The organism is Stenotrophomonas sp. FW305-3-2-15-E-LB1 (genome assembly GCF_058787375.1).
Window position 1 is genome coordinate 63,694 of sequence record NZ_JBYSZR010000016.1, and the last position, 23,261, is coordinate 86,954.

20 protein-coding genes and 1 tRNA gene are annotated in these 23,261 nt (G+C 68.5%); 8 read left to right on the forward strand and 13 right to left on the reverse strand.

Translation table 11 applies throughout. From position 1 onward, the window contains the following. Window positions 1-49 precede the first annotated feature (49 nt). On the reverse strand, window positions 50-1,132 hold the full coding sequence (locus AC3WL7_RS12935; protein ID WP_492750625.1) for an ABC transporter ATP-binding protein: 1,083 nt from the start codon (window positions 1,130-1,132) through the stop codon (window positions 50-52). A gap of 354 nt (window positions 1,133-1,486) precedes the next feature. Between AC3WL7_RS12935 and zwf the strand changes: the two genes are divergently transcribed. The 5 genes from zwf to eda all read left to right on the forward strand — a co-directional run bounded on the left by zwf (window position 1,487) and on the right by eda (window position 7,485). Further along, a complete protein-coding gene (gene zwf / locus AC3WL7_RS12940; protein WP_108759487.1) occupies window positions 1,487-2,923 on the forward strand; it encodes a glucose-6-phosphate dehydrogenase in 1,437 nt (478 codons plus the stop codon). Beyond that, window positions 2,920-3,927 (forward strand): glucokinase, encoded by a 1,008-nt coding sequence (gene glk / locus AC3WL7_RS12945; RefSeq protein ID WP_079221497.1) that lies wholly within the window; start codon window positions 2,920-2,922, stop codon window positions 3,925-3,927. Before zwf ends, glk begins: the two co-directional genes overlap by 4 nt. Then, on the forward strand, window positions 3,924-4,646 hold the full coding sequence (pgl, locus tag AC3WL7_RS12950) for a 6-phosphogluconolactonase (protein WP_079221496.1): 723 nt from the start codon (window positions 3,924-3,926) through the stop codon (window positions 4,644-4,646). The genes glk and pgl overlap by 4 nt, the downstream gene beginning before the upstream one ends. 57 nt (window positions 4,647-4,703) lie before the next feature. Beyond that, window positions 4,704-6,620 (forward strand): phosphogluconate dehydratase, encoded by a 1,917-nt coding sequence (gene edd / locus AC3WL7_RS12955; RefSeq protein WP_079221495.1) that lies wholly within the window; start codon window positions 4,704-4,706, stop codon window positions 6,618-6,620. A gap of 205 nt (window positions 6,621-6,825) precedes the next feature. Continuing rightward, window positions 6,826-7,485, forward strand: coding sequence for a bifunctional 4-hydroxy-2-oxoglutarate aldolase/2-dehydro-3-deoxy-phosphogluconate aldolase (eda, locus tag AC3WL7_RS12960; RefSeq protein WP_108768516.1), 660 nt, complete (start codon window positions 6,826-6,828; stop codon window positions 7,483-7,485). A 145-nt stretch (window positions 7,486-7,630) separates the two neighbouring features. Here the strand turns inward: eda and AC3WL7_RS12965 are convergent, their stop codons facing one another. From AC3WL7_RS12965 to ispG, 3 genes are all read right to left on the reverse strand, one after another. After that, window positions 7,631-8,278, reverse strand: coding sequence for a response regulator (locus tag AC3WL7_RS12965; RefSeq protein WP_079221493.1), 648 nt, complete (start codon window positions 8,276-8,278; stop codon window positions 7,631-7,633). Window positions 8,279-8,478: 200 nt separating this feature from the next. After that, entirely contained in the window at window positions 8,479-9,228 is a 750-nt protein-coding gene (locus tag AC3WL7_RS12970) for a phosphatase PAP2 family protein (RefSeq protein ID WP_492750631.1), read from the reverse strand. Then, a complete protein-coding gene (gene ispG, locus AC3WL7_RS12975; RefSeq protein ID WP_079221491.1) occupies window positions 9,209-10,474 on the reverse strand; it encodes a flavodoxin-dependent (E)-4-hydroxy-3-methylbut-2-enyl-diphosphate synthase in 1,266 nt (421 codons plus the stop codon). The genes AC3WL7_RS12970 and ispG overlap by 20 nt, the downstream gene beginning before the upstream one ends. Before the next feature lie 114 nt (window positions 10,475-10,588). On the opposite strand from ispG, the gene AC3WL7_RS12980 reads away from it, so the two are divergent. Together AC3WL7_RS12980 and AC3WL7_RS12985 are read left to right on the forward strand one after the other, a co-directional pair. Further along, entirely contained in the window at window positions 10,589-11,815 is a 1,227-nt protein-coding gene (locus tag AC3WL7_RS12980) for an ATP-binding protein (RefSeq protein ID WP_079221490.1), read from the forward strand. Continuing rightward, window positions 11,812-12,375 carry a response regulator transcription factor gene (locus AC3WL7_RS12985; RefSeq protein WP_005409063.1) on the forward strand — a complete coding sequence of 188 codons (564 nt, stop codon included), beginning with the start codon at window positions 11,812-11,814 and terminating at the stop codon, window positions 12,373-12,375. The genes AC3WL7_RS12980 and AC3WL7_RS12985 overlap by 4 nt, the downstream gene beginning before the upstream one ends. Window positions 12,376-12,609: 234 nt before the next feature. Here the strand turns inward: AC3WL7_RS12985 and pgi are convergent, their stop codons facing one another. From pgi to pcnB, 6 genes are all read right to left on the reverse strand, one after another. Next, the gene (pgi, locus tag AC3WL7_RS12990; RefSeq protein ID WP_108746470.1) at window positions 12,610-14,124 is read right to left on the reverse strand and encodes a glucose-6-phosphate isomerase; all 1,515 of its coding nucleotides are present in this window, start codon (window positions 14,122-14,124) and stop codon (window positions 12,610-12,612) included. Further along, window positions 14,121-14,501: an aspartate 1-decarboxylase gene (panD, locus tag AC3WL7_RS12995; protein ID WP_006432456.1), complete on the reverse strand. Its 381-nt coding sequence runs from the start codon at window positions 14,499-14,501 to the stop codon at window positions 14,121-14,123. Before panD ends, pgi begins: the two co-directional genes overlap by 4 nt. A gap of 117 nt (window positions 14,502-14,618) precedes the next feature. Further along, window positions 14,619-15,458 (reverse strand): pantoate--beta-alanine ligase, encoded by an 840-nt coding sequence (panC, locus tag AC3WL7_RS13000; protein ID WP_492750644.1) that lies wholly within the window; start codon window positions 15,456-15,458, stop codon window positions 14,619-14,621. Next, on the reverse strand, window positions 15,455-16,270 hold the full coding sequence (panB, locus tag AC3WL7_RS13005) for a 3-methyl-2-oxobutanoate hydroxymethyltransferase (protein WP_108759494.1): 816 nt from the start codon (window positions 16,268-16,270) through the stop codon (window positions 15,455-15,457). The genes panC and panB overlap by 4 nt, the downstream gene beginning before the upstream one ends. 34 nt (window positions 16,271-16,304) lie before the next feature. Continuing rightward, window positions 16,305-16,790, reverse strand: a complete 486-nt coding sequence (folK, locus tag AC3WL7_RS13010) for a 2-amino-4-hydroxy-6-hydroxymethyldihydropteridine diphosphokinase (protein ID WP_492750646.1) — start codon at window positions 16,788-16,790, stop codon at window positions 16,305-16,307. Window positions 16,791-16,793: 3 nt separating this feature from the next. Beyond that, entirely contained in the window at window positions 16,794-18,173 is a 1,380-nt protein-coding gene (gene pcnB / locus AC3WL7_RS13015; protein WP_108746467.1) for a polynucleotide adenylyltransferase PcnB, read from the reverse strand. Between the two features lie 49 nt (window positions 18,174-18,222). On the opposite strand from pcnB, the gene AC3WL7_RS13020 reads away from it, so the two are divergent. Then, a tRNA-Glu gene (locus tag AC3WL7_RS13020) sits at window positions 18,223-18,297 on the forward strand. Window positions 18,298-18,756: 459 nt separating this feature from the next. Here AC3WL7_RS13020 and AC3WL7_RS13025 read toward each other — a convergent pair. Genes AC3WL7_RS13025 through xylB form a run of 3 tightly spaced genes read right to left on the reverse strand, consistent with a single transcriptional unit; the run spans window position 18,757 to window position 23,071 of the window. Beyond that, on the reverse strand, window positions 18,757-20,181 hold the full coding sequence (locus AC3WL7_RS13025) for a sugar porter family MFS transporter (protein ID WP_079221484.1): 1,425 nt from the start codon (window positions 20,179-20,181) through the stop codon (window positions 18,757-18,759). 32 nt (window positions 20,182-20,213) lie between these two features. Further along, window positions 20,214-21,554: a xylose isomerase gene (gene xylA, locus AC3WL7_RS13030; protein ID WP_492750648.1), complete on the reverse strand. Its 1,341-nt coding sequence runs from the start codon at window positions 21,552-21,554 to the stop codon at window positions 20,214-20,216. 23 nt (window positions 21,555-21,577) lie between these two features. Then, the gene (xylB, locus tag AC3WL7_RS13035) at window positions 21,578-23,071 is read right to left on the reverse strand and encodes a xylulokinase (protein WP_492750650.1); all 1,494 of its coding nucleotides are present in this window, start codon (window positions 23,069-23,071) and stop codon (window positions 21,578-21,580) included. Window positions 23,072-23,261: the final 190 nt, after the last annotated feature.

Consider the following 23,261-nt stretch of genomic DNA (forward strand, 5'->3'; position numbering starts at 1 on the left):
GGTCCGCACACCTTTAATGACGCCGGGCATGGCCCGGCGCTACCGCCCCTTACAGGCGCTCGCCGGTTTCGGCATTGAAGAAATGCAGGCCCTGCGGGTGGATCGCCACGCGGATGTCCTCGCCCACGCCCGGCAGCGACTGCGGCGCCACGCGCATGGTCAGGGCATGCTTGCCGCTGCTCATGTTGACGAAGATCTCGTTGCCGACCGGCTCGATGCCCTCGATGCGTGCGGTGAACGCATGCGCATCCTCCGCGCCCGCCGGCTGCAGGTGCTCCGGACGCACGCCCACGGCAATCGGCTTCTGCAGCCACGCCGGGTCGATGGTGGCCTGGCCCAGCGGCGCGCGCCATTCGCCGTCGAGCACCGACACACCTGCAGCATCGCCCTGCAGCGTGCCGCGCAGCACGTTCATCGCGGGGCTGCCGAGGAAGCCGGCCACGAACAGGTTCGCAGGGCGGTCATACAGCGCCATCGGCGTGTCGATCTGCTGGATGATGCCGTCCTTCAGCACCACGATGCGCTGGCCCAGGGTCATCGCTTCCACCTGGTCATGCGTCACGTAGATCATGGTGGTGCCCAGCTTGCGGTGCAGCTGCGCGATCTCGGTACGCACGCTGTGGCGGAGCTTGGCATCCAGGTTGGACAGCGGTTCGTCCAGCAGGAACACCGCCGGCTCGCGCACCAGCGCACGGCCCAGAGCCACGCGCTGGCGCTGGCCGCCGGACATCGCCTTGGGCAGCTTGTCCATCATCTCGGTCAGGCCCAGCGTCTGCGCCGCCTCGGCGATGCGCTTGTCGATGGTCGCCTTGTCATGCCCACGCAGCTTCAGGCCGAAGGCCAGGTTCTCGGCCACGGTCATGTGCGGGTACAGCGCATAACTCTGGAACACCATGGCGATGTCGCGGTCCTTCGGCGCCACATCGTTGACCACCCGGTCGCCGATGGTCAGCGTGCCGCCACTGATCTCCTCGAGGCCGGCCACCATCCGCAGCAGGGTCGACTTGCCACAGCCGGACGGTCCGACCAGCACCATGAGCTCGCCATCGGCGACCTCGAAGGTGGCGTCCTTCACCGCGACCTGGCCGTTGTCGTAGACCTTGCGCACACCCTGCAACTGCACTTTTGCCATATCAATCTATCCAGTCCGCCCGACGCCCGGGCTGTCATTGGGGACTGCCTCGGCCCTCCCGATGGCAGTGATGATTGCGCAGCTGCCGCATGACGGCGACCACTGCAATCGAATACAGTTGCCCATTCTGCCATGTAAACGTTTTCACGTGGCACTATCCGAACGTCGGTGCGCGCCGATCTGCTTCGACGACCAGACGAAAGGTCATCGTCGTAGTGGTTACGCATGGAACGGTCTTCCGGTTCGCCGGAAATCCGCCCCCAGCGAGCCTCGGACAGACAGTAGCGCGGATGTCCCCTGAACCCAGCCATGAAGCGATTGACAACGATGTCACCCGGATCTGAAACTCGAGCGATGCACGACACCCTCTTCCTGTTTGGTGCCACAGGTGATCTGGCCCAGCGCTACCTGTTCCCTTCGCTGCTGCGCCTGCTTGGCGACGGCCTGCTGCCGGAGGACTTCCGCATCCGTGCGCTGGCCCTGTCCGGCCATGACACCGAAGCCTTCCATGACATCCTGCGGCCGCGCCTGCAGCAGGCCATGCCGATGGCCAGCCAGGAGGACATCGCCTCCCTGCTGCGCCGCATCGACTACCGCTCGGTGGACCTGCGCGACGTCGACTCGGTCGCCGCCGCGGTGTCCGACCTGGTCGACCGCCGCTGCGTCAGCTACCTGGCCATCCCGCCGGGCCTGTACATCTCCACCTGCGAAGGCCTGGCCAAGGGCGGCGCCCTGGCAGCACCCTCGCGCCTGATGCTGGAAAAGCCGATCGGCAGCGACAGCGAAAGCGCCGAGGAGATCATCTCCACCATCGGCCAGTGGATCGACGAAGACCGCGTGTTCCGCCTGGACCATTACCTGGGCAAGGCGGCGGTGCAGAACCTGATCGCCCTGCGCTTCGGCAACACGCTGCTGGAAGCGGTGTGGAACCGCAACTACATCGAATCGGTGCACATCCTGGTGGCCGAGAGCGAAGGCGTGGACGGCCGCGATGCCTACTACGCCCGCTCCGGCGCGCTGCGCGACATGGTGCAGAGCCACATCCTGCAGCTGCTGTGCATGGTGGCGATGGAGCCGCCGGCCTCGCTCGAAGCCGACCGCATCCGCGACGAGAAGGTCAAGGTGCTGCGCGCCCTGCGCCCGCTCGATGCGAAGCACGCCGCACGTGACAGCATCCGTGGCCGCTACACCGCCGGCAGCATCAACGGCCAGCCGGCCCAGGCCTACCAGCCGCCGGAAGGCAGCGACGTGGAAACCTTCGCCGGCGTCACCGCGCACATCGACAACTGGCGCTGGAGCGGCGTGCCGTTCCACCTCGTTACCGGCAAGCGCCTGCCCGAGCGCACCACCCGCGTGGTGGTCACGCTGAAGCCGGTCACCCACTGGCTGTTCGAGCGCCCGCAGCGTGCGCAGGCCGCGCCGAACCGCCTGGTGTTCCAGCTGCAGCCGCAGGAAAACATCGAGCTGGGCCTGATGAGCAGCCTGGCCGGCCCGGAATGGGGCGCGCTGGAACTGCACCCGCTGGAACTGGAACTGTCCGTGCCGACCGGCCTGCACCGCCGCATCGCCTACGAACGCCTGTTCCTGGATGCCTTCAACGGCAACCACACCCTGTTCGTGCGCGATGACGAAGTGCGCGCGGCCTGGGCCTGGATTGACAGTGTGGCCGATGCCTGGAAGGCCGCCAACCTGCCGCTGGAGCCCTACCCGGCCGGCCAGTGGGGCCCGGACAACGCCACCGATTTCCTGCCGCAGGGCGTGGACGCACCGGACAGCGGAGCATCGGCATGAGTGTCGGCAGCCAGCCTGTGCTGGTCGCCGACATCGGCGGCACCAACGCCCGCTTCGCCCTGGCCGACACCTCGCTGGACGCGCCCCTGCAGAAGGACAGCATCCGCGAATACGCGGTGGCCGAGTTCCCCTCGCTGGGCGATGCCGCGCGCCACTACCTGGAACAGGCCGGCGCCACCGCGCGCCGCGGCGTGTTCGCGGTGGCCGGCCGCGTCGACGGCGATGAGGCACGCATCACCAACCATCCGTGGGTGATCTCGCGCAGCCGCACCGCCGCCATGCTCGGCTTCGACGAGCTGCACCTGATCAACGACTTCGCCGCACAGGCGATGGCCGTGGCCCTGCTGCAGCCGCAGGACGTGATCCAGATCGGCGGCGCGCACTGGACCCCGGCCGCGCCGGGCGAGCCGCGCAACTACGGCGTGATCGGTCCCGGCACCGGCCTGGGCGTCGGCGGCCTGATCGTGCGCCACGGCCGCAGCTACCCGCTGGAAACCGAAGGCGGCCACGTCAGCTTCCCGCCCGGCACGCCGGAGGAAATCCGCATCCTGGAAATCCTCTCCGAGCAGTTCGGCCGCGTCTCCAATGAGCGCCTGATCTGCGGCCCGGGCCTGGTCAACATCCATCGCGCCGTGTGCGAAATGGCCGGCTTCGATCCGGGCCAGCTGCAGCCGATCGACGTCACCGCGCGTGCTGCGCTGGGCGACCCGCAGGCGATGCGCACCGTGGATGTGTTCTGTGCCGTGTTCGGTGCCATCGCCGGTGACCTGGTGCTGGTGCAGGGCGCCTGGGATGGCGTGTTCCTGACCGGCGGCCTGGTGCCGAAGATGCTCGATTCGCTGCAGCATTCGGGTTTCCGCCAGCGCTTCGAACACAAGGGCCGGTTCTCTTCGATCATGGCGCGGGTGCCTTCGCTGGCGATCATGCACCCCTGCCCCGGGCTGCTGGGTGCCGCCGCCTATGCCGCCGACGCCGAACGTGACGCCCAAGGAGTTGCCGCATGAGCCAGACCTTCCACGACGACCGCATCGATTTCATCAGCCATGGCGATGCCGATGGCTGGATCGAAGCGGTGGCCGCCGAAATGGCCCAGGCCATCAACCACGACATCAACGAAGTCGGCCGCGCCCGCATCCTGCTCTCCGGCGGCACCACGCCGGCGCCGGTGTACCAGGCGCTGGCCGAGCTGGACGTGCATTGGGACCGGGTGGAAGTGAGCCTGGCCGATGAGCGCTGGCTCTCGCCGCAGGATCGCGACAGCAATGCCTGGCTGGTGCGCGAGCATCTGCTCAAGCGTGCCGAAGGGGCGCACTTCGATCCGCTGGTGCGCGTCGGCAAGCCGCTGGCCGAATGCGTGTACACCGCCAACCTGCAGGCCCAGCACAGCCAGGCGCCGAGCGTGGTCGCCCTGGGCATGGGCAACGATGGCCACACCGCCTCGCTGTTCCCGGGTTCGAAGGACCTGGCCCGCGCACTGGAAAGCACCCTGCCCTATGCCGCGCTGGATGCCACCGGCTGCCCTGGCGCCAACCAGTGGCCGCTGCGCATCACCCTGACCCCGCGTGGCCTGGGCCAGTGCCGCCAGCGCCTGCTGCTGCTGCGCGGCAAGCAGAAGCTGCAGGTGCTGCGCCAGGCACTGGACAGCAACGACGCACAGCTTTACCCGATCCTCAATGCAATCAACCTGGACGGCGCGCGCCTGCGCGTGCACTGGGCTGATTGACGTCGGCGGCGGCGCCCGCCGCCGCCAGCCTCTCGCCACCTTGAACGCTGGTAGCCAATGAGCCTCCATCCGCAACTGCAAGCCATCACCGATCGCATCATCGCCCGCAGCGCGGCTTCGCGCGCCGCCTACCTGGCCGCGATCGACGCCGCCCTGCGCGATGGCCCGTTCCGCAGCCGCCTGAGCTGCGGCAACCTCGCCCACGGCTTCGCCGCCTGTGGCACCACCGACAAGAGCCGGCTGCGCGGCGGCGTGACCCCGAACCTGGGCATCATCACTGCCTACAACGACATGCTGTCGGCGCACCAGCCGTTCGAGACCTACCCGGAGCAGATCCGTGCGGTCGCCCGCGAACTCGGCGCAACCGCACAGGTGGCCGGCGCAGTGCCGGCGATGTGCGACGGCGTGACCCAGGGCCGCGGCGGCATGGAACTGTCGCTGTTCTCGCGCGATGTGATCGCGCAGGCCACGGCCATCGGCCTCAGCCACGACATGTTCGACACCACCATCCACCTCGGTGTGTGCGACAAGATCGTGCCCGGCCTGCTGATCGGCGCACTGGCCTTCGGCCACCTGCCGGCGGTGTTCGTGCCGGCCGGCCCGATGACCCCGGGCATTCCCAACAAGCAGAAGGCCGAAGTGCGCGAGCGCTACGCCGCCGGCGAAGCCACCCGCGAGGAACTGCTGGAAGCCGAGTCCGCCTCGTACCATGGCGTCGGCACCTGCACCTTCTACGGCACCGCCAATTCCAACCAGGTGCTGCTGGAAGCGATGGGCGTGCAGCTGCCGGGCGCCTCCTTCGTCAACCCGGATACGCCGCTGCGCGATGCGCTGACCCGCGAAGCCACCGAGCGTGCGCTGGACATCACCGCACTGGGCGATGATTTCCGCCCGCTGGGCCGCATCATCGACGAGCGCGCGATCATCAACGCGGTCATCGCGCTGATGGCCACCGGCGGTTCGACCAACCACACCATCCACTGGATTGCCGTGGCCCGCGCCGCCGGCATCGTGCTGACCTGGGACGATTTCGACGAACTGTCGCAGCTGATTCCGCTGCTGGCCCGCGTCTATCCGAACGGCGAGGCCGACGTGAACCGCTTCGCCGCTGCCGGTGGCCCGGCGTTCGTGTTCGGCGAGCTGATCAAGGCCGGCCTGATGCACGGTGACCTGGTCAGCGTGGCCCGTGGCGGCATGGCCGACTACGCGCGCGAACCGCAGCTGCGCGACGGCAAGCTGGTCTACCTGCCGGGCCTGGAACGCAGCGCCGATGAAGAAGTGGTGCGCAGCGTCGACAACCCCTTCGAAAGCCAGGGCGGCCTACGCCTGCTGCGCGGCAACCTGGGCAAGTCGCTGATCAAGCTGTCGGCGGTGAAGCCGCAGTACCGCACCATTGAAGCGCCGGCCGTGGTGGTCGATGCGCCGCAGGTCCTGAACAAGCTGCACGCCGGTGGCCTGCTGCCCGAGCATTTCGTGGCGGTGGTGCGTTACCAGGGCCCGCGTGCGAACGGCATGCCGGAACTGCATTCGCTGGCGCCGCTGCTGGGCCTGCTGCAGAACCAGGGTCGGCGCGTGGCCCTGGTCACCGATGGTCGCCTGTCCGGTGCGTCGGGCAAGATCCCGGCGGCGATCCACGTGACGCCGGAAGCGGCGCGCGGTGGCCCGCTGGCCAAGGTGCGCGAGGGCGACATGATCCGCCTGGACGGTGAAGCCGGCACGCTGGAAGTGCTGGTGGATGCGGCCGAGTGGGCGGCACGTTCGCTGGCGCCGAACACGGCACCGGCGGCGCACGATCTGGGCCGCAACCTGTTCGCGATCAATCGCCGCGTGGTGGGTCCGGCGGACCAGGGGGCGATTTCGATTTCGTGCGGGCCGGCGGCGGCTGATGGCGGGCCGTGGGATTACGATTCGGAATATGAGCTGGGGCATGATGCCGCGGCAGCGGCGGCGCCGCATGAGGCAAAAGACGCCTGAAGCGAAACGCCGCGGCAGGCTTTCTGGCTTGGGCAGTAGAGCGCCTTGGCCGGGACACGCCGTAAACCCATCCATGGGGGCTCGGTCGCGGCATCCATGCCGCTCACGGTCCCGGCCAGGGCGCTCTACTGCCCTTGGACAATTCCCGGCGCGTCATTTGCGCTGCGGCCACTGAATCAAGAAGAGCAAAGGCAAGGGCAAAAGCATGGGTATCGAGCAACATCAGGTGAAGGCGGCGGAACTGCTGCGTGCGGCGGGCATTCTGCCGGTGGTGACGATTCATACGCTGGACCAGGCGCGTGCGGTGAGTGCGGCGCTGCTGGAAGGTGGGCTGCCGGCCATCGAGCTGACGCTGCGTACGCCGGTGGCGATGGAAGCGCTGGCGATGCTCAAGCGCGAGCTGCCCGATGTGGTGGTGGGTGCAGGCACCGTGCTGACTGTGGAGCAGATGCAGCAGTCCATCGATGCGGGCGCGGATTTCCTGGTGACGCCGGGTACGCCGCCGGTGCTGGCCGATGCGCTGGCGGCGGCGCCGCTGCCGGTGGTGCCGGGTGCGGCTACGCCGACCGAGCTGCTGTCGCTCTACGCGCGCGGCTTCCGTGTCTGCAAGCTGTTCCCGGCCACGGCCGTGGGTGGCCTGGCGATGATCAAGGGCCTGGCCGGTCCGGTTGCCGACCTGAAGCTGTGCCCGACCGGTGGCATCACCGAAAACACCGCCGCCGAATACCTCGAACAGAAGAACGTGGTCTGCATCGGTGGTTCGTGGATGGTGCCGGGCAACTGGATCGCCGACGGCGAGTGGGACAAGGTGCGCGCCAGCGCCGCCGACGCCGCGAAGATCATCAAGCGCGTCCGCGGCCACTAAGCCCAAGCCGCGCTCCGGCGTCATCAGGGGTCAGAGCCCTTTCCCGCCGGGAAAGCGATCCGACCCCGAAGCACCTGCAACCTGTCCTGGGTCAGATCCCTTTCCGCAGGAAAGGGCTCTGACCCAAGGTGTCCGGCCGACGCTGTTACAGCGGCCGCGCCGGATCCACCAGCCCGTACTGGCTGGCCATGCGCGCCAACGCGATGTTGTCGCTGATCCCCATCTTCTCGAACAACCGCGCCTTGTGCGTGTTCACCGTCTTCGCACTCAGGCTGAGCCGCCGTGCGATGTCTTCCTGGCGCAGGCCCTGGGTCAGCAGCAGCGCCACTTCCAGCTCGCGCGGCGAGAGCGTGTCGAACGGCGAGGCATTGCCTTCCACCGTGGACAGCGCAAGGTTCTGCGCGATGCTGGTGCCGAGGTAACGGCGGCCGGCGGCCACGTCACGAACCGCACGCAGCAGCTCCTGCGCGTCACAGCCCTTGCCGATGTAACCGGCCGCGCCCGCTTCCAGCAGGCGCTTCGGCAGCGGGCCATCTTCCAGCACGGAGACGATCACCACGCGCGTGGCACGGTGTCCACGCACGATGCGCTCGGTCACTTCCATGCCACTGACGCCCGGCAGGTGCAGGTCGCACAGCACCACGTCCGGCAGCAGCTGGCGGATCTCGCGCAGGCCGTCCTCGCCGGTCTCGGCTTCGCCCACCACCTCGATGTCGGCTTCACCCGACAGGATCATCTTCATACCGGTGCGGACCAGCGCGTGGTCGTCCACCAGGTAGACTCGAATCGTCATTCACGTACCTCTTCGAATGCGGCCATTGCGGGCCACGCTAGGCAGGGCATCCGACCATCGCAAGCACGACGACTGCGCAAAAACGGCGTTCTGCCTTGCGCATCACATTCTTCGCACATCGATGTAGCCCCCTGTCCCACAGAACCCGTTACAACGAAACAACCTGCTCTTTCATGGACGTCCCCGGAGGGCCATCCACGTCACTCCCCTGTTGCGATCGCTTCGCTGGCCGCTGCTGGCGGCGAACCGCGGTGTCGCCAGGGTTGCCGGCGACTGAACATGACCAGATAGCACCCTACCACCCAAACCAGCGCCGCACACCATCCGGCGAGGATATCGGAGGGGTAATGCACCCCCAGGTAGACCCGGGAAAGGCTGACCAGCAGGCTGAACAGCGGCGCCAGCACCAGCACCGGCCAGCGCCAGCGGGTGTTCCAGGCCAGCAGCACCAGGGTCGCGGCCAGGGTCATGGTGCCCATCGCATGGCCACTGGGGAAGCTGAACGTTGATTCGGGCGCGATCGATTCCCACAGGCTCGGGCGGTCACGCTGGAAGAACTGCTTGCTGCCCAGGTTCAGCAGCGCCGAGCCGACGAAGCACACCGCCACGAAGGTCGCCTCGCGCCATCGCCGCCGCCACAGCAGCGTACCGACGATCAGCACGTCGGCCGGGATCAGGAACCACTCGTAACCCAGTTTCGACAGCAGCACGAAGCACCGGTCCAGCCACGGCGAATGCAGCCCGTGCATCTGCCACAGCAGTGGGGCATCGAAATGGAACGACTCGAATTCGTGCACCTCGTCGGCCAGGGCGACGAAGCCGGCCAGCGGCAGCAGCACACCGGCAAACAGCAGCACCAGGCGCCACGCGTTGCGCCCCATCCAGTGTCGGAAGCCGGACGCCGGTTCCGGCGCGGCCAGGATCGCCGGCTTACCCGGCGATCCGGACATACTTCTGTTCGACGTATTCGTCGATGAGGGCAACGAATTCCTGGGCGATGTTGTCGCCGCGCAGGGTCACCTTCTTCTCGCCATCGACAAACACCGGCGCGGCCGGCGTTTCGCCGGTACCCGGCAGGGAAATGCCGATGTTGGCGTGGCGCGACTCGCCCGGCCCGTTGACGATGCAGCCCATCACCGCCAGGGTCATGTTCTCTGCACCGGGGTGCTGCACCTTCCAGACCGGCATCTTCTCGCGGACGTGGTTCTGCACGACCTTGGCCAGTTCCTGGAAGAACTCGGACGTGGTGCGGCCGCAGCCCGGGCAGGCGGTGACCAGCGGAGTAAACGCACGCTGGCCGGTGGTCTGCAGCAGTTCCTGGGCGACAATCACTTCCTGCGTTCGCGACTGGCCCGGCTCGGGGGTCAGCGAAATGCGGATGGTGTCGCCGATGCCTTCCTGCAGCAGCACGCTCAGCGCTGCCGCCGAGGCGACGATGCCCTTGCTGCCGATGCCGGCTTCGGTCAGGCCCAGGTGCAGGGCGAAATCCGAACGTTGGGCCAGATCGCGGTAGACCGCGATCAGTTCCTGCACGCCGCTGACCTTGGCCGAGAGGATGATGCGATCGCGCGGCAGGCCGATCTCCACCGCCTGTTCGGCCGAATCCAGTGCCGAACGGATCAGCGCCTCGCGCAGCACGCGGCCGGCGTCCCAGGGCTGTTCGCGATGGTTGTTCTCGTCCATCAGCTTCGCCGCCAGGGCCTGGTCCAGCGAGCCCCAGTTGGCGCCGATGCGCACCGGCTTGTTGTAGCGGATGGCGAACTCGATCAGCTGGGCGAACTGCAGGTCCTTCTTCTTGCCGAAGCCGACGTTGCCCGGGTTGATACGGTACTTGGCCAGCGCCTCGGCACAGGCCGGCTCGGCCGTCAGCAGCTGGTGGCCGTTGTAGTGGAAGTCGCCGATCAGCGGTACGTCGATGCCCATCATCGCCAGCTTGTCGACGATGCGCGGAATGGCCGCAGCTGCTTCCACGGTGTTGACGGTCAGGCGCACCATTTCCGAACCGGCCCGCCACAACTCGGCCACCTGCTTCACGCTGGAGGCCACGTCGGAGGTGTCGGTGTTGGTCATCGACTGCACCACCACGGGCTTGCCGCCACCTACGGTGACCCCGCCGATCTGGACGGCATGGGTCTGGCGACGGGACCAGGCGGTGGCATCGGAGGGTTGGGTCGGGCGGGTGACGGCGTCGTGCATGGGCGCATTCTACCGCCCGGCCCTGCATTCCGGGCGATTCCCATTCAGCCATCGGCACGTCTGCGGCCGATTGTCGCAGGCAGGTTGCCCGGTGAACGCATACGATGGTCGGGAATGACCGGTCCCGACGCCCCCTTCCTACGCACCCTCTGCAGCCTGCGCTGGCTGGCCGTGGCCGGCCAGGCCGCGACGATCCTGGTCGCCACGTGGGTGCTGGGCCTGCCGCTGCCGCAGCTGCCGCTGTGGGCGGGCGTGGCCGTGCTGGCCGTGTTCAACCTGTATACGCAGCTGCGCCCGGAACCGGATGACACCGCGCCCCTGACCGCCTTCGGCCATATCCTGGTCGATGTGATCATCCTGACCTGGATGGTCGGCTGGAGCGGCGGCATCGCCAACCCGTTCGGCTCGCTGTTCCTGATCCTGATCGCGCTGGCCGCCTTCGCCCTGCCCCTGCGCTGGGCGCTGGCCGTGGCCACCGCCTGCCTGCTCGGGTACGCCGCCAGCGGCCTGTTCGGGCAGCCGCTGCCGACCGGCTACTTCCATACGGTGGACCTCAACCGCTGGGGCGTGGTGGCCAACTTCCTGCTGTCGGCGGCGGTGGTGCTGACCTTCTCCACCCGCCTGGCGATGGCCCTGCGCGTGCGCGAACTGGAACTGTCCGCGCTGCGCGAGCGGTTTGCCCGCAATGAAGGCATCGTCGCCCTGGCCACGCACGCCGCCTCGGTGGCGCACGAACTGAACACCCCGCTGGCGACCATGACCCTGCTGGCCGATGACGTGGCCGAGCGCAGCGAGGAGCCGGAAGTGCGCGAGGACATGGAAACCCTGCGCGAACTGCTGGTGCAATGCCGCGAGCGCGTGCTGGCGCTGGCTGCGCCGGCCACCACCGATGGCCCCGGCCGCAGCCACTCCAGCGCCCAGCAGGTGCTGGAACAGTGGCGGCTGGTGCGCCCGACCATCGACCTGCACCGCAATGACGACGCGCCGCTGCGCCTGCCACTCGACCCCGGTGTGGGCCACCTGCTGATGGTGCTGCTGAACAATGCTGCCGACGCCGGCGAACAGGCCGGCCGGCCACGCGTGGATCTGGAGCTGCGCATCGACGGCGAGGACCTGATCGGCGAAGTGCGCGACTACGGCCACGGCTTCAATGCGCGCGCCGCGGTGCTGCCGGGCAAGCTGTTCGGCAGCAGCAAGAGTGAAGGCATGGGCGTGGGCCTGGCCCTGTCCCATGCCACCATCGAACGCCTGCACGGCGAGATGTGGATGCGCCCGGCCCAGGGGGCCGGCAGCCGCGTCGGCTTCCGCCTGCCACTGGCTCCACGCGAGGAAACCCCATGAGCGCCTCAACCCTCGGCCTGCTGGTCGACGACGACGAACTGTACCTGCGCACCCTGCAGCGCAGCCTGGCCCGCAAGGGACTGGAAACGCAGACGGCGCAGGATGCCGCCAGCGCGCTGGCGCTGGCCCGCCAGCACCCGCCGGCGTTCGCGCTGATCGATCTGAAACTGGGCAGCGATTCGGGCCTGGCGCTGATCCAGCCGCTGCGCGCCCTGCGCGCGGACATGCGGATCCTGCTGGTGACCGGCTACGCCAGCATCGCCACCGCGGTGGAGGCGATCAAGCTGGGGGCGGATGATTACCTGCCGAAGCCGGCCACGGTGCCGATGATCCTGCGCGCACTGGGCGAGGAAGATGACGGCCCGGCCGATGACGGCGAAATGGAAGTGCCCGACGCGATGACGCCGATCAGCCGCCTGCAGTGGGAGCACATCCAGCAGGCGATGCACGAGACCGGCGGCAATGTCTCCGCCGCTGCGCGCCTGCTGGGCATGCACCGGCGCTCGCTGCAGCGCAAGCTGGCCAAGCGGCCGAGCCCGGAACGCGACCCGAGCCGCTGACGCGGCGTCGCCGTGCAACGGTAGTGCCGGCCGCTGGCCGGCAACCTCATGAACGACGGGGTAGCGCCGGGCCATGCCCGGCGACCGTCCATCAGCCCTTCAGCTGCGCCAGGATCTCGCGGGTCATCGGATCGGCAATCGCAGAGCATCGGTAGTGCCGGCCGCTGGCCGGCAACCTCATGAACAAAGGAAGCATCGCCTGGATGCCGGCCAGCGGCCGGCACTACCAGAGCATCAGCCCTTCAGCTGCGCCAGGATCTCGCGGGTCATCGGATCGGCAATCGCCACGTCTTCGCCCTGCAGTGCCGGCAGCAGGCCGCTGGCCAGCTGCTTGCCCAGCTCGACGCCGAACTGGTCGAAGGCGTTGATGTTCCAGATGACCGACTGCACGTACACGGCGTGTTCGTACATGGCAATCAGCGCGCCCAGCGCCTGCGGGGTCAACGCATCCAGCAGGATCAGCGTGCTCGGGCGGCCGCCCGGGTAATCACGGTGCGGGTCGTCGCTGGCCTGGCCGTTGGCCAGCGCCTCGGTCTGCGCCAGCAGGTTGGCCAGCAGCGCCTGGTGGTTGACCGTGTACGGATCATCGTTGTGCACGCAGCCGATGAAATCAGCCGGGATGATGCTGGTGCCCTGGTGCAGCGCCTGGAAGAAGCTGTGCTGCACATCGGTGCCCGCCCCGCCCCACCACACCGGCACGGTGTCGGTGGTGACCGGCTGGCCATCGCGCTGCACGCGCTTGCCCAGGCTTTCCATCACCAGCTGCTGCAGGTAGGCCGGCAGCAGCGCCAGGCGCTGGTCGTAGGTCATCACTGCGTGCGTGGCATGGCCCAGCACGTTGCGGTTCCAGATGTCGGTCAGGCCGTGCAGCACCGGCAGGTTGCGCTCCAGCGGCGCGTCCAGCGCGTGCGCGTCCATCTGCGCGGCACCGTCCAGCAGCTGCTCGAAACGTTCGAAGCCGATGGCCAGCGCGATCGGGAAACCAACGGCCGACCACAGCGAATAGCGGCCCCCGACCCAGTCCCACATCGGCAGCACGCGATCGGCGGCGATGGCGAAGGCCTTGGCCGCACGCTCGGGGTTGGCACTGACCGCGTACAGGCGATCGCTGCCACCCAGCCAGTCGTGCAGGATCTGCCCGTTGAGCAGGGTTTCCTGGGTGCCAAAGGTCTTGGAAATGAGGATGCCCGCGGTCTTTGCCGGATCCAGCGTGGCCAGCGTGCGCTGCATGGCGGCGCCGTCCACGTTCGACACGAAATGCACGCGCAGGCGTGCACCACTGACCGGGCGCAGCGCGTCGGCCACCAGGCGCGGGCCCAGATCGGAACCGCCGATGCCCACGCTGACCACGTCAGTCACGCCGCTGTCTTCCAGCGCGCGGACCAGCACGCCCATGCGCTGGCGGATTTCGCGCGCGGTGGCATAGGCCTCGGCCGCCACCGGCGCATCGACCACATCGCCGCGCAGCGCGGTGTGCAGTGCGGCGCGGCCTTCAGTCAGGTTGACCTGCTCGCCACGGAACAGGCGGGTGATGGCACCGCCGACATCACGGTCGGCGGCCAATGCCAGCAACGCCTGCAGCGCCGCGGCATCGTATTTCTGCCGGGCGAAGTTGACGTACAACGGACCGACCCGCAGCGCCAGGTCCTGCACGCGGCCGGGTTCGGCGGCGAGGAGGCTGGGGATGCTTGCGCCCTTCAGGCGCTGGGCGTGGGAATGCAGCGAGTCGAATCCGTTGTTCGTTGTCATGCGGCCTGGGTCGGGATCGTGTCGTTGGTGTGGGTGATCTGGTTGTTGCCGTCCACGTACACCAGCTTCGGCTTGAAGCTGTCGGCTTCCTGCTCGGTCATGCTGGCAAACGCCGCGATGATGATGATGTCACCGACCTGCACGTGGCGTGCAGCGCCACCGTTGAGCGACACCACGCCGCTGCCGGCTTCGGCACGGATGGCGTAGGTCGAGAAGCGCGCACCGTTGGTCACGTCCCAGATGTGCACCTGCTCGAACTCGCGGATGCCCGTGGCAGCCAGCAGGTTGTCGTCGATGGCGATCGAGCCTTCGTAGTTCAGCTCGGAATGGGTGACGGTGGCGCGGTGGATCTTGGTCTTCAGCAGGGACAGATGCATGGCACGGCACAACGCAAAGGAAAGCGGGGATTCTAGCACCCGCGCAGCGCGGGGCATCACGGCCGGCAACCCGTTCAGGTAGCGCCGGGCCAGGCCCGGCGCTCCTGCGGGCGGAACTCAGAATTCCAGATTGTCGATCAACCGGGTGCTGCCCAAGCGGGCGGCGATCAGCGCCACCCGGCCACCGCCGTCGAAGGTCGGCTCGGCCAGCTCGGGGGTACGCAGCACCGCGTAGTCGACCTTGAAGCCGGCGGCCTGCAGCGCGGCTGTGGCATCAGCCTCGATCTGCGCGCGCGCCTGCCCGGCCACGTAACCTTCGCGCATGCCCAGCAGGGTGCGGTGGAGGGTGGTCGCCAGCGGGCGTTGGCTGGCGTCCAGGTACTGGTTGCGCGAGCTCTTGGCCAGGCCATCGTCGTCACGCACGATCTCGGCACCGACGATCTGGATCGGGAACGACAGCTCGGCCACCATCTGCTTGATCACGGCCAGCTGCTGGTAATCCTTGCGGCCGAACACGGCCACGTCCGGCTGCACCTGCAGGAACAGGCGCGCCACCACCGTGCAGACGCCATCGAAGTGGCCCGGGCGGCTGGCGCCCTCCAAGACTTCACTCACGCCCGGGGCGTGCATCTGCGTGGTCTTTTCGACGCCCAGCGGGTACATCGCCTCGACGCTGGGCAGCCATACGGCATCGCAGCCGACCTGCTCCAGCCCGGCCACGTCGGCCTCGGGCGTGCGCGGGTAGCGGCTGAAATCCTCGTTCGGCCCGAACTGGGTCGGGTTGACGAAGATGCTGGCCACCACCTTGTCGGCATACTGGCGCGCCAGGCTCACCAGCGAATGGTGGCCGCCGTGCAGGTTGCCCATGGTCGGCACCAGTGCCACGCGCAGGCCCTGCTGCTTCCACTGCGCGATCTGCTCGCGCAGCGCGCCGAGCTCGTTGAAGGTCTGGATCATTGGGCGTAGGCGTGCTGTTCGTCGGGGAAGCTGCCGTCGCGCACGGCGTCGGCGTAGGCGCGGGTGGCACCGGCCACCGAGCCGCCTTCGGCCAGGAAGTCCTTGACGAACTTCGGACGGCGGTGGCCGCTGTCCAGGCCGATGAAATCGTGCAGCACCAGCACCTGGCCATCGCAGTGCGGGCCGGCACCGATACCGATGGTCGGCACGTCGACGGCGGCGGTCACTTCCGCGGCCACCGGGGTCGGCATGCATTCGAGCACGATCAGCGCTGCACCCGCCGCGGCCACGGCCTTGGCGTCTTCCACCAGCTGGCGCGCGGCATCGCCACGGCCCTGGATCTTGAAGCCGCCCAGGCGCAGCACCGACTGCGGGGTCAGGCCCAGGTGCGAGCAGACCGGAATCTCGCGCTCGACCAGGTAGCGCACGATGTCGACCTTGAAGCCGGCACCTTCGATCTTGACCATTTCTGCACCGGCCTGCAGCAGCTGCAGCGAAGCGTCCAGCGCGCGTTCCGGGGTGGCGTCGGCGCCGAACGGCAGGTCCGCCACCAGCAGCGCACGCTGCAGCACGCGGGACACCGCACGGGTGTGATAGACCATGTCGGCCACCGTCACCGGCAGGGTCGAATCATGGCCCTGCACGACCATGCCCAGCGAATCGCCGATCAGGATCAGGTCCACGCCATTGGCGTCGAAAGTGCGGGCGAAGCCAGCGTCGTAGGCGGTCAACATGACCAGCTTCTGGCCATTGCGCTTGGCCTCGGCCAGGGCGGGAACGGTCCAGGGCTTGCTGTCTGCGTGGGTGCTCATGTGCTGATAACCGGGGGAGATAACCCGGTCATTATCACCCTATCGGCGCGATCCCGCAGGCATCGACCCGCACCACTGCATCCTGCACGCGTCCATGGCCGGGAATTGTCAGTTGCGGCGCGATTTCGGCCAGTGGCACCAGCACGAAGGCGCGCTCGTGCAGGTACGGATGCGGCACCTGCAGGCCGGGCTCGTCCAGCACCTGCGCGCCGTACAGCAGCAGGTCCAGGTCCAGCGCACGCGGGCCCCAGTGCACGGCAGCATCGCGCACGCGGCCGAACTGCTGCTCCAGCGCCAGCATCGCCTGCAGCAGATCGCCGGCGGCCAGGGTGGTTTCGACCGCAGCCACCGCATTGACGAACGGCGGCTGGTCTTCGTTGCCCCAGGCCGGCGTGGCGTACAGGCGCGACGCCTGGCGCAGCCGCGTGCCGGGCAGCCCATCCAGCGCGGCGATGGCCGCGCGGACGGTGCTGGCCGCGTCACCCAGGTTGGCCCCCAGGCCGATCCAGGCAAGGGTCATGGCTTACTCGGCAGCGCCGCCGCCGGCAGCACCGGTGCGACGACGACGGCGGCGACGCTTGCGCGGTGCCCCACCCTCCTCGTCGCCACCGTCGGTGTGCATGGCATCCAGCGAGGATTCCAGCTCATGCCCGGACTGCGCCTGTGCCTCGCGCCAGAACGCCACGTCGGCTTCGTGCTCGGCCGAGGCGACCTGGCGCAGGGCCAGGAAGTCGAACGCGGCGCGGAAGCGCGGGTGGGTGAGCGTGCGGAACACGCGCTTGCGCTGGCGCGAGCTGAAGCGCGCCTGCAGCAGCCAGATTTCCTGCATCGGCAGCGAGAAGCGCCGCGGCAGGGCGATGGTGCTCAGCTGCTGCACGGTGACCCGGTCGGCGGCGCGACGCTGCGCTTCTTCCGGGGCCACGCCCTGCTTGAGCAGGCTGGCCTGGGCGCGGCAGTAGGCCGGCCACAGCAGCAGCGCGAACAGGAACGCCGGCGAGACGGGCTCGTCGTTGGCCACGCGTGCATCGGTATTGGCCAGGCCTTCCACCAGCATGCGGCGCAGCGCGCCGGTGCGGTTGGACTTCAGTGCCTTGCCGCTTTCCGGGAACAGCACGTCGAACAGGCCGTAGCGTTCCAGGCCTTCGAAGCTGGCCACGCCGTGCCCGGACAGGAACAGCTTGAGCACTTCCTCGAACAGGCGCGCCGGGGCGGCCTCGTTGAGCAGGTTGGCCAGGTGCGGGATCGGTGCGGCGGTGCCTTCTTCGATCTGGAAACCGAGCTTGGCGGCCAGGCGCACCGCACGCAGCATGCGCACGGGGTCTTCCTGGTAGCGCTGCACCGGGTCGCCGATGAGCTTCATCAGGCGTGCCTGCACGTCCTCGAAGCCGCCGGTGTAATCACGCACCGAGAAATCCTCGATGGCGTAGTACAGGGCGTTGCAGGTGAAGTCGCGGCGGACGGCATCGTCTTCGATGGTGCCGTACACGTTGTCGCGCACGAGCATGCCGTTTTCCATTTCGCGGTCGCCGCTGCCGTCATCGCTGTTGGCGCGGAAGGTGGCGACTTCGATGATCTCGCGGCCGAAGACCACGTGGGCCAGGCGGAAACGGCGGCCGATCAGGCGGCAGTTGCGGAACAGTTGCTTGACCTGTTCGGGCGTGGCGTCGGTGGCCACGTCGAAATCCTTGGGTTGGCCATTGACCAGCAGGTCGCGCACCGCGCCACCGACAAGGTAGGCGCCGAAGCCGGCATCGCGCAGGCGGTACAGCACGCGCAAAGCATTGGGGCTGATGTCCTTGCGGGAGATCGTGTGCTGGTCGCGCGGGATGACGCGCAGGCTGAACGGTGATGGAGCAGAGGAAATGATGTTGGCGCTTCCGGTTGAAGTTTCGGGATTGCCCAATGGCATCGAGGTGCATATACTAGCGCTCCTGCCCCGGCAGCGACACACTGCTCCCTTCGTCTAGTGGTTAGGACGTGGCCCTCTCAAGGCTAAAACAGGGGTTCGAGTCCCCTAGGGAGCACCAGTCGCCGCAGCAGGAACCGAAAAAGCCCGCCTTTGTGCGGGCTTTTCTGTTTTCCGGGGTTTGCTGGCTGCGGGCGCTTGGTCGCTGTGGCGCCTCCCTGTTCCTGCGCTTGAGGGGGCGGGCCACCCTGGCCTGGACACGCAAAAGCCCTTCCATGGTGCTCGATGGCGCCATCCATGGCGCCAACGGTCCAGGCCAGGGTGGCCCGCCCCCTCCTGACAGTTTCCCGCGACGGCGGCACGAACAGCCTCGCTCCTCCGCAGCCAATTCAACTCCGACGCGCAGACCTGCGTCCGCCACCCGCAATGTGTCGAGAGGCGGCAGGCCAGCCGATCCAGGACCGTTGGCGCCATGGATGGCGCCATCGAGCCCCCATGGATGGGTTTACGGCGTGTCCTGGATCGGCTGGCCTGCCGCCTCCCCCACGGAGAAAGGAGGCGCTGAAACGCAGGCCCGCCGTCAGCCTTCCATCTGCTCCAGTTCCTTGCCCTTGGTTTCGCGCACGTAGCGGACCACGAAGAAGATCGAGAGGAAGGCCGCCACGGTGTAGATGCCGTAGGCGCCGGCCAGGCCGATGCCGGCCAGCAGCATCGGGAAGGTGACGGTGATGGCGAAGTTCGACGTCCACTGCGCCGCGCCGGCCACCGCCAGCGCCGAGCCGCGGATCTGGTTCGGGAACATCTCGCCCAGCATCACCCACATCACCGGGCCCCACGACATGTTGAAGAAGACCACGTAGACGTTGGCGGCCACCAGCGCCAGCCTGCCCATGCCGTCGGACAGCTGCAGCCTGCCATCGACCAGGCTGCCGCTGGCAAAGGCCACCACCATCAGCGCCAGCGCAACGGCCATGCCCACCGAGCCGACCCACAGCAGCGGCTTGCGGCCGATGCGGTCGATCAGCAGCACCGTCACCAGGCAGGCACCGATGCTCAGCGCGCCGGACAATACGTTGATCAGCAGCGCATCGTTTTCCGAGAAGCCCACCGCCTGCCACAGCACCGCGCCGTAGTAGAACACCACGTTGATGCCCACCAGCTGCTGCAGCACCGCCAGGCCGATACCCACCCAGACGATGCTGCGCAGGCGGCCGGTGGCCTTGTCCTTCAGGTCGGCGAAGCTCGGCCGGTGCTGGTCCTGGGCCAGGCTGCCCTCGATCTCGCTGCGCTTGGTCCGCGCCTCGTCCGCACCGTACAGCTTCACCAGCACCGCCTCGGCCTGCGCCTGGCGCCCCTTGGCCACCAGGAAGCGCGGGCTTTCCGGGATGGCCAGCAGCAGCACCAGGAACAGCAGCGACGGAATCGCCTGCATCCAGAACATCCAGCGCCACGCCTCCTGCCCCAGCCACAGCACCTCGGTGGAGGCACCGGCGGCGCGCGCCAGCAGGAAATTGCTGAGGAACGCCGCGAACAGGCCGCTGATGATGGCCATCTGCTGCACCGTGGCCAGCTTGCCGCGGTAGCGCGCCGAGGCCACTTCGGCGATGTAGGCCGGCGACATCACGCTGGCCGCGCCCACCGCAAAGCCGCCGACCATGCGCGCGGCCACGAACAGCCACGAGGCGTGCGCCGCGCCCGCGCCCAGCGCCGACAGCAGGAACAGCACCGCCGAAATGATCAGCACGCTGCGCCGGCCCAGCAGGTCGCCCAGCCGCCCGGCCACGAATGCACCGATCGCGCAGCCCAGCAGCATCGACGCCACTTCGAAGCCGAGCGCGGCCTCGCTGGAATTGAACGCCTGGCGCAGGCCGTCGACCGTACCGTTGATCACGCCGCTGTCGAAGCCGAACAGAAAGCCCCCCAGGGTGGCCACGCAGCTGATCAGGACGATGAAGGCGGTGTTTTCGCCGCGCGTGCCGGCGTTTGCAGGAATCGCTGTGGACATTGGGTCTTCCGCGAAAGGGGTGGGCCTGCCGCTCAGCGCAGCAGGTACTGGTTCAGCAGGTTCTCATAGGCTTCCTGCCGGCCGCTACGCTGGCGCGGTTCGCCGGCCTGCTGGGCATGTGCGCAGAGGTCGTCCAGGCTGAGCTGGCCGGCGGCGAAGGCCTGGCCCGGGCCGTGGTCGAAGCTGGCATAGCGCTCGCGCCGCCACGTCTCCAGCGGCGAGGCCTGCAGCAGCGCATGGGCCACTTCCAGGCCGCGGGCGAAGGCATCCATGCCGCCGATATGGGCCAGGAACAGGTCCTGCGGGTCGCTCGACTCGCGGCGCACCTTGGCATCGAAGTTCAGGCCGCCATGGCCCAGCCCGCCCTGCCGCAGCACCACCAGCATGGCGCCGACGGCGTCGTACAGGTCGGTCGGGAACTGGTCGGTGTCCCAGCCGTTCTGCGGGTTGCCGCGGTTGGCGTCGATGCTGCCCAGCAGGCCGGCATCGGCAGCCACCTGCAGGTCGTGGGCGAAGGTATGCCCGGACAGGGTGGCGTGGTTGGCCTCGATGTTCAGCTTGAAATCGCCGTCCAGGCCGTGCTCGCGCAGGAAACCGACCACGGTGGCGCTGTCGAAGTCGTACTGGTGGTGCATCGGCTCCATCGGCTTGGGCTCGATCAGGAAAGTGCCCCGGAAGCCGATGCTGCGGCCATGGTCGCGGGCCGCGGCAAGGAACCGGGCCAGATGCGCCTGTTCGCGCTTCATGTCGGTGTTGAGCAGGCAGGCATAGCCTTCGCGGCCACCCCAGAACACGTAGTTGCTGCCACCCAGCGCCACGGTGGCTTCCAGCGCGGCACGCACCTGCACGGCCGCGCGCGCGACCACGGCGAAGTCCGGGTTGGTGGCTGCACCATTCATGTAGCGCGGGTGCGAGAACAGGTTGGCGGTGCCCCACAGCAGCTGCATGCCGGTCTGCTGCTGGCGCTCGCGGGCCAGCTCGACCATGTGCGCGAGGTTGGCGCGGTACTCGCCGATGTCGTCCGCATCCGGCGCCAGGTCCACGTCATGGAAGCACCAGTACGGCACGCCCAGCTTGGTGAAGAACTCGAACGCCGCGTCGCAGCGCGCTTCGGCGCGGGCCAGCGCGGTATCGCCGTGGTCCCACGGGTAGGCCCGCGTGCCCGGCCCGAAGGGGTCCTGGCCGGCGCCGCAGAAACTGTGCCAGTAGGCCACGGCAAAGCGCAGGTGCTCGGCCATGCTGCGCCCGCCGATCTGCTTCTGTGCGTCGTAGACCTTGAATGCCAGGGGGTTGTCGGAATCGCGACCCTCGAAGGGGATGCGGCCGATGCCGGGGAAGTACTCACGCTGACCAACATGGAACGGGGTTGCCATGGACGATGCTTCCTTCTTCGGGATCAGGGCAGGCGCTGCTGGAACAGCGGCGTCAACGCCTGCAGGTGGTGGACGAAACGCTGGTAGCCGGCCTCGTAGGCCGCGGCGCGCGTGGGATCGGGCTGGGCGGCCAGGGCGGGGTCGAACTGCAGGTGCTCATCGACCAGATCGGCCAGCGCCCGGCCCTGCCCTTCGCACAGCCACAGCGCCTGCAGCGCGGCACCGAAGGCTGCACCTTCGGCCTGCACCGGCACGACCACCGGCAGCTGGAACAGGTCGGCGATCAGCTGGCGCCACGCCGGGCTGTTGGCGCCGCCGCCGGTCAGCACCAGGCGTTGCCCATGCAGGCCACCTTCGACCAGCGCGTCATGGCCCAGCCGCAGGCTGTAGCTGGCGCCCTCCATCGCGGCGCGGTAGAGGTTGGCCGGGGTCAGGTTGTGCAGGTCCAGCCCATGCAGGGCGCCGCGCGCCAGCGGCAGGTCGGGGCTGCGCTCGCCATTGAAGTACGGCAGCATCACCAGCCCATCGGCACCGGGCGTGCTCTGTGCCAGCAGGTCTTCGCACTGCGCGGGCGACTGGCCCAGCAGCGCGGCGACCTGGCCGGTGGCGATCGTGCAGTTCATCGTGCAGATCAACGGCAGCCAGCCGCCGTCGGAGGCGCAGAACGCGGCCCAGCGCCCCTGCGCATCGACGCAGGGCGTGGCGCTCCAGGCGAACAACGTGCCGGAGGTGCCCAGGCTCATGCTCAGCCGCCCCTCGCGCACCGCACCAGTGCCGATCGCCGCCATCATGTTGTCGCCGCCACCGACTGCCACGCGGGTGCCTGGCGGCAGCCCCAGCAGTGCGGCGACCGCCGGCAGCAGGGTAAAGCCCTGCTCCGGGCCGACCAGCGGCGGCAGCAGCGCCGCCAGGTCACGCCGCTCATCCGTGGCCGCCAGCATCGCCGGGGACCAGTCGCGCCGGCGCACATCCAGCCAGCCCGTGCCGGAGGCGTCACCGGCCTCCATGAAGCGCTGTCCGGTCAGCCACAGGTTCAGGTAGTCGTGCGGCAGGGCGATGCCGTCCAGGGCCGCATCCACCTCGGGCCGGTGCTGGCGGGTCCAGCGCAGTTTGGATGCGGTGTAGCCCACCCGCAGGTCGTTGCCCGCCTCGGCAATGCACGCTGCCGCCCCGCCCAGGGTGGCGGTGATGTCCTCGCATTCGGCGCTGGTGCTGGTGTCGCACCAGAGCTTGACCGGGCCCAGCGCGCGGTTGTCGCGCCCCAACGGCACGAAGCCGTGCTGCTGGCCGGACACCGCCAGCCCTCGCACCTGCGCGCGCACCGGCCCGGGCAGGGCCTGGATCGCCTCGACCAGCGCCTTTACCCAATCGGAGGCGTTCTGTTCGCGGCCGCCGTCGGCTGTCGCCGACAGCTCCAGCGGCCGGGCCTGCTGCGCCAGCACCGTGCGTGCCGCCGCGTCGTAGGCGATCACCTTCACGCTCTGCGTGCCGGCGTCGATGCCCAGATACACGCTCATGCCCTGCCCATCCCTGCGATCCGCACCGCTTCACCGCCCGTTGTCCACCGATGGACAACGAGTCTGCCGGGGGCTTCCCCGGCTTGGCAATGTGCAGTGCCGCAAAGTGCCGCTGCGCGGTGGCCGCACACCTTCGCCACCTGTCCAGAATCGCCACTGCGCACGGTGCCGGTTGACCCAACGGCAGCGC

Excerpts from the sequence above, each read along its gene's own strand:
- zwf (WP_108759487.1), top strand. The coding sequence starts at position 1,487 with ATGCACGACACCCTCTTCCTGTTTGGTGCCACAGGTGATCTGGCCCAG.
- eda (WP_108768516.1), top strand. The coding sequence starts at position 6,826 with ATGGGTATCGAGCAACATCAGGTGAAGGCGGCGGAACTGCTGCGTGCG.
- xylB (WP_492750650.1), bottom strand. The coding sequence starts at position 23,071 with ATGAGCGTGTATCTGGGCATCGACGCCGGCACGCAGAGCGTGAAGGTG.
- glk (WP_079221497.1), top strand. The coding sequence starts at position 2,920 with ATGAGTGTCGGCAGCCAGCCTGTGCTGGTCGCCGACATCGGCGGCACC.
- panC (WP_492750644.1), bottom strand. The coding sequence starts at position 15,458 with ATGATCCAGACCTTCAACGAGCTCGGCGCGCTGCGCGAGCAGATCGCG.
- edd (WP_079221495.1), top strand. The coding sequence starts at position 4,704 with ATGAGCCTCCATCCGCAACTGCAAGCCATCACCGATCGCATCATCGCC.
- pgi (WP_108746470.1), bottom strand. The coding sequence starts at position 14,124 with ATGACAACGAACAACGGATTCGACTCGCTGCATTCCCACGCCCAGCGC.
- pgl (WP_079221496.1), top strand. The coding sequence starts at position 3,924 with ATGAGCCAGACCTTCCACGACGACCGCATCGATTTCATCAGCCATGGC.
- AC3WL7_RS12935 (WP_492750625.1), bottom strand. The coding sequence starts at position 1,132 with ATGGCAAAAGTGCAGTTGCAGGGTGTGCGCAAGGTCTACGACAACGGC.
- AC3WL7_RS12980 (WP_079221490.1), top strand. The coding sequence starts at position 10,589 with ATGACCGGTCCCGACGCCCCCTTCCTACGCACCCTCTGCAGCCTGCGC.
- AC3WL7_RS13025 (WP_079221484.1), bottom strand. The coding sequence starts at position 20,181 with ATGTCCACAGCGATTCCTGCAAACGCCGGCACGCGCGGCGAAAACACC.
- AC3WL7_RS12965 (WP_079221493.1), bottom strand. The coding sequence starts at position 8,278 with ATGACGATTCGAGTCTACCTGGTGGACGACCACGCGCTGGTCCGCACC.
- ispG (WP_079221491.1), bottom strand. The coding sequence starts at position 10,474 with ATGCACGACGCCGTCACCCGCCCGACCCAACCCTCCGATGCCACCGCC.
- xylA (WP_492750648.1), bottom strand. The coding sequence starts at position 21,554 with ATGGCAACCCCGTTCCATGTTGGTCAGCGTGAGTACTTCCCCGGCATC.
- AC3WL7_RS12970 (WP_492750631.1), bottom strand. The coding sequence starts at position 9,228 with ATGTCCGGATCGCCGGGTAAGCCGGCGATCCTGGCCGCGCCGGAACCG.
- panB (WP_108759494.1), bottom strand. The coding sequence starts at position 16,270 with ATGAGCACCCACGCAGACAGCAAGCCCTGGACCGTTCCCGCCCTGGCC.
- panD (WP_006432456.1), bottom strand. The coding sequence starts at position 14,501 with ATGCATCTGTCCCTGCTGAAGACCAAGATCCACCGCGCCACCGTCACC.
- folK (WP_492750646.1), bottom strand. The coding sequence starts at position 16,790 with ATGACCCTTGCCTGGATCGGCCTGGGGGCCAACCTGGGTGACGCGGCC.
- AC3WL7_RS12985 (WP_005409063.1), top strand. The coding sequence starts at position 11,812 with ATGAGCGCCTCAACCCTCGGCCTGCTGGTCGACGACGACGAACTGTAC.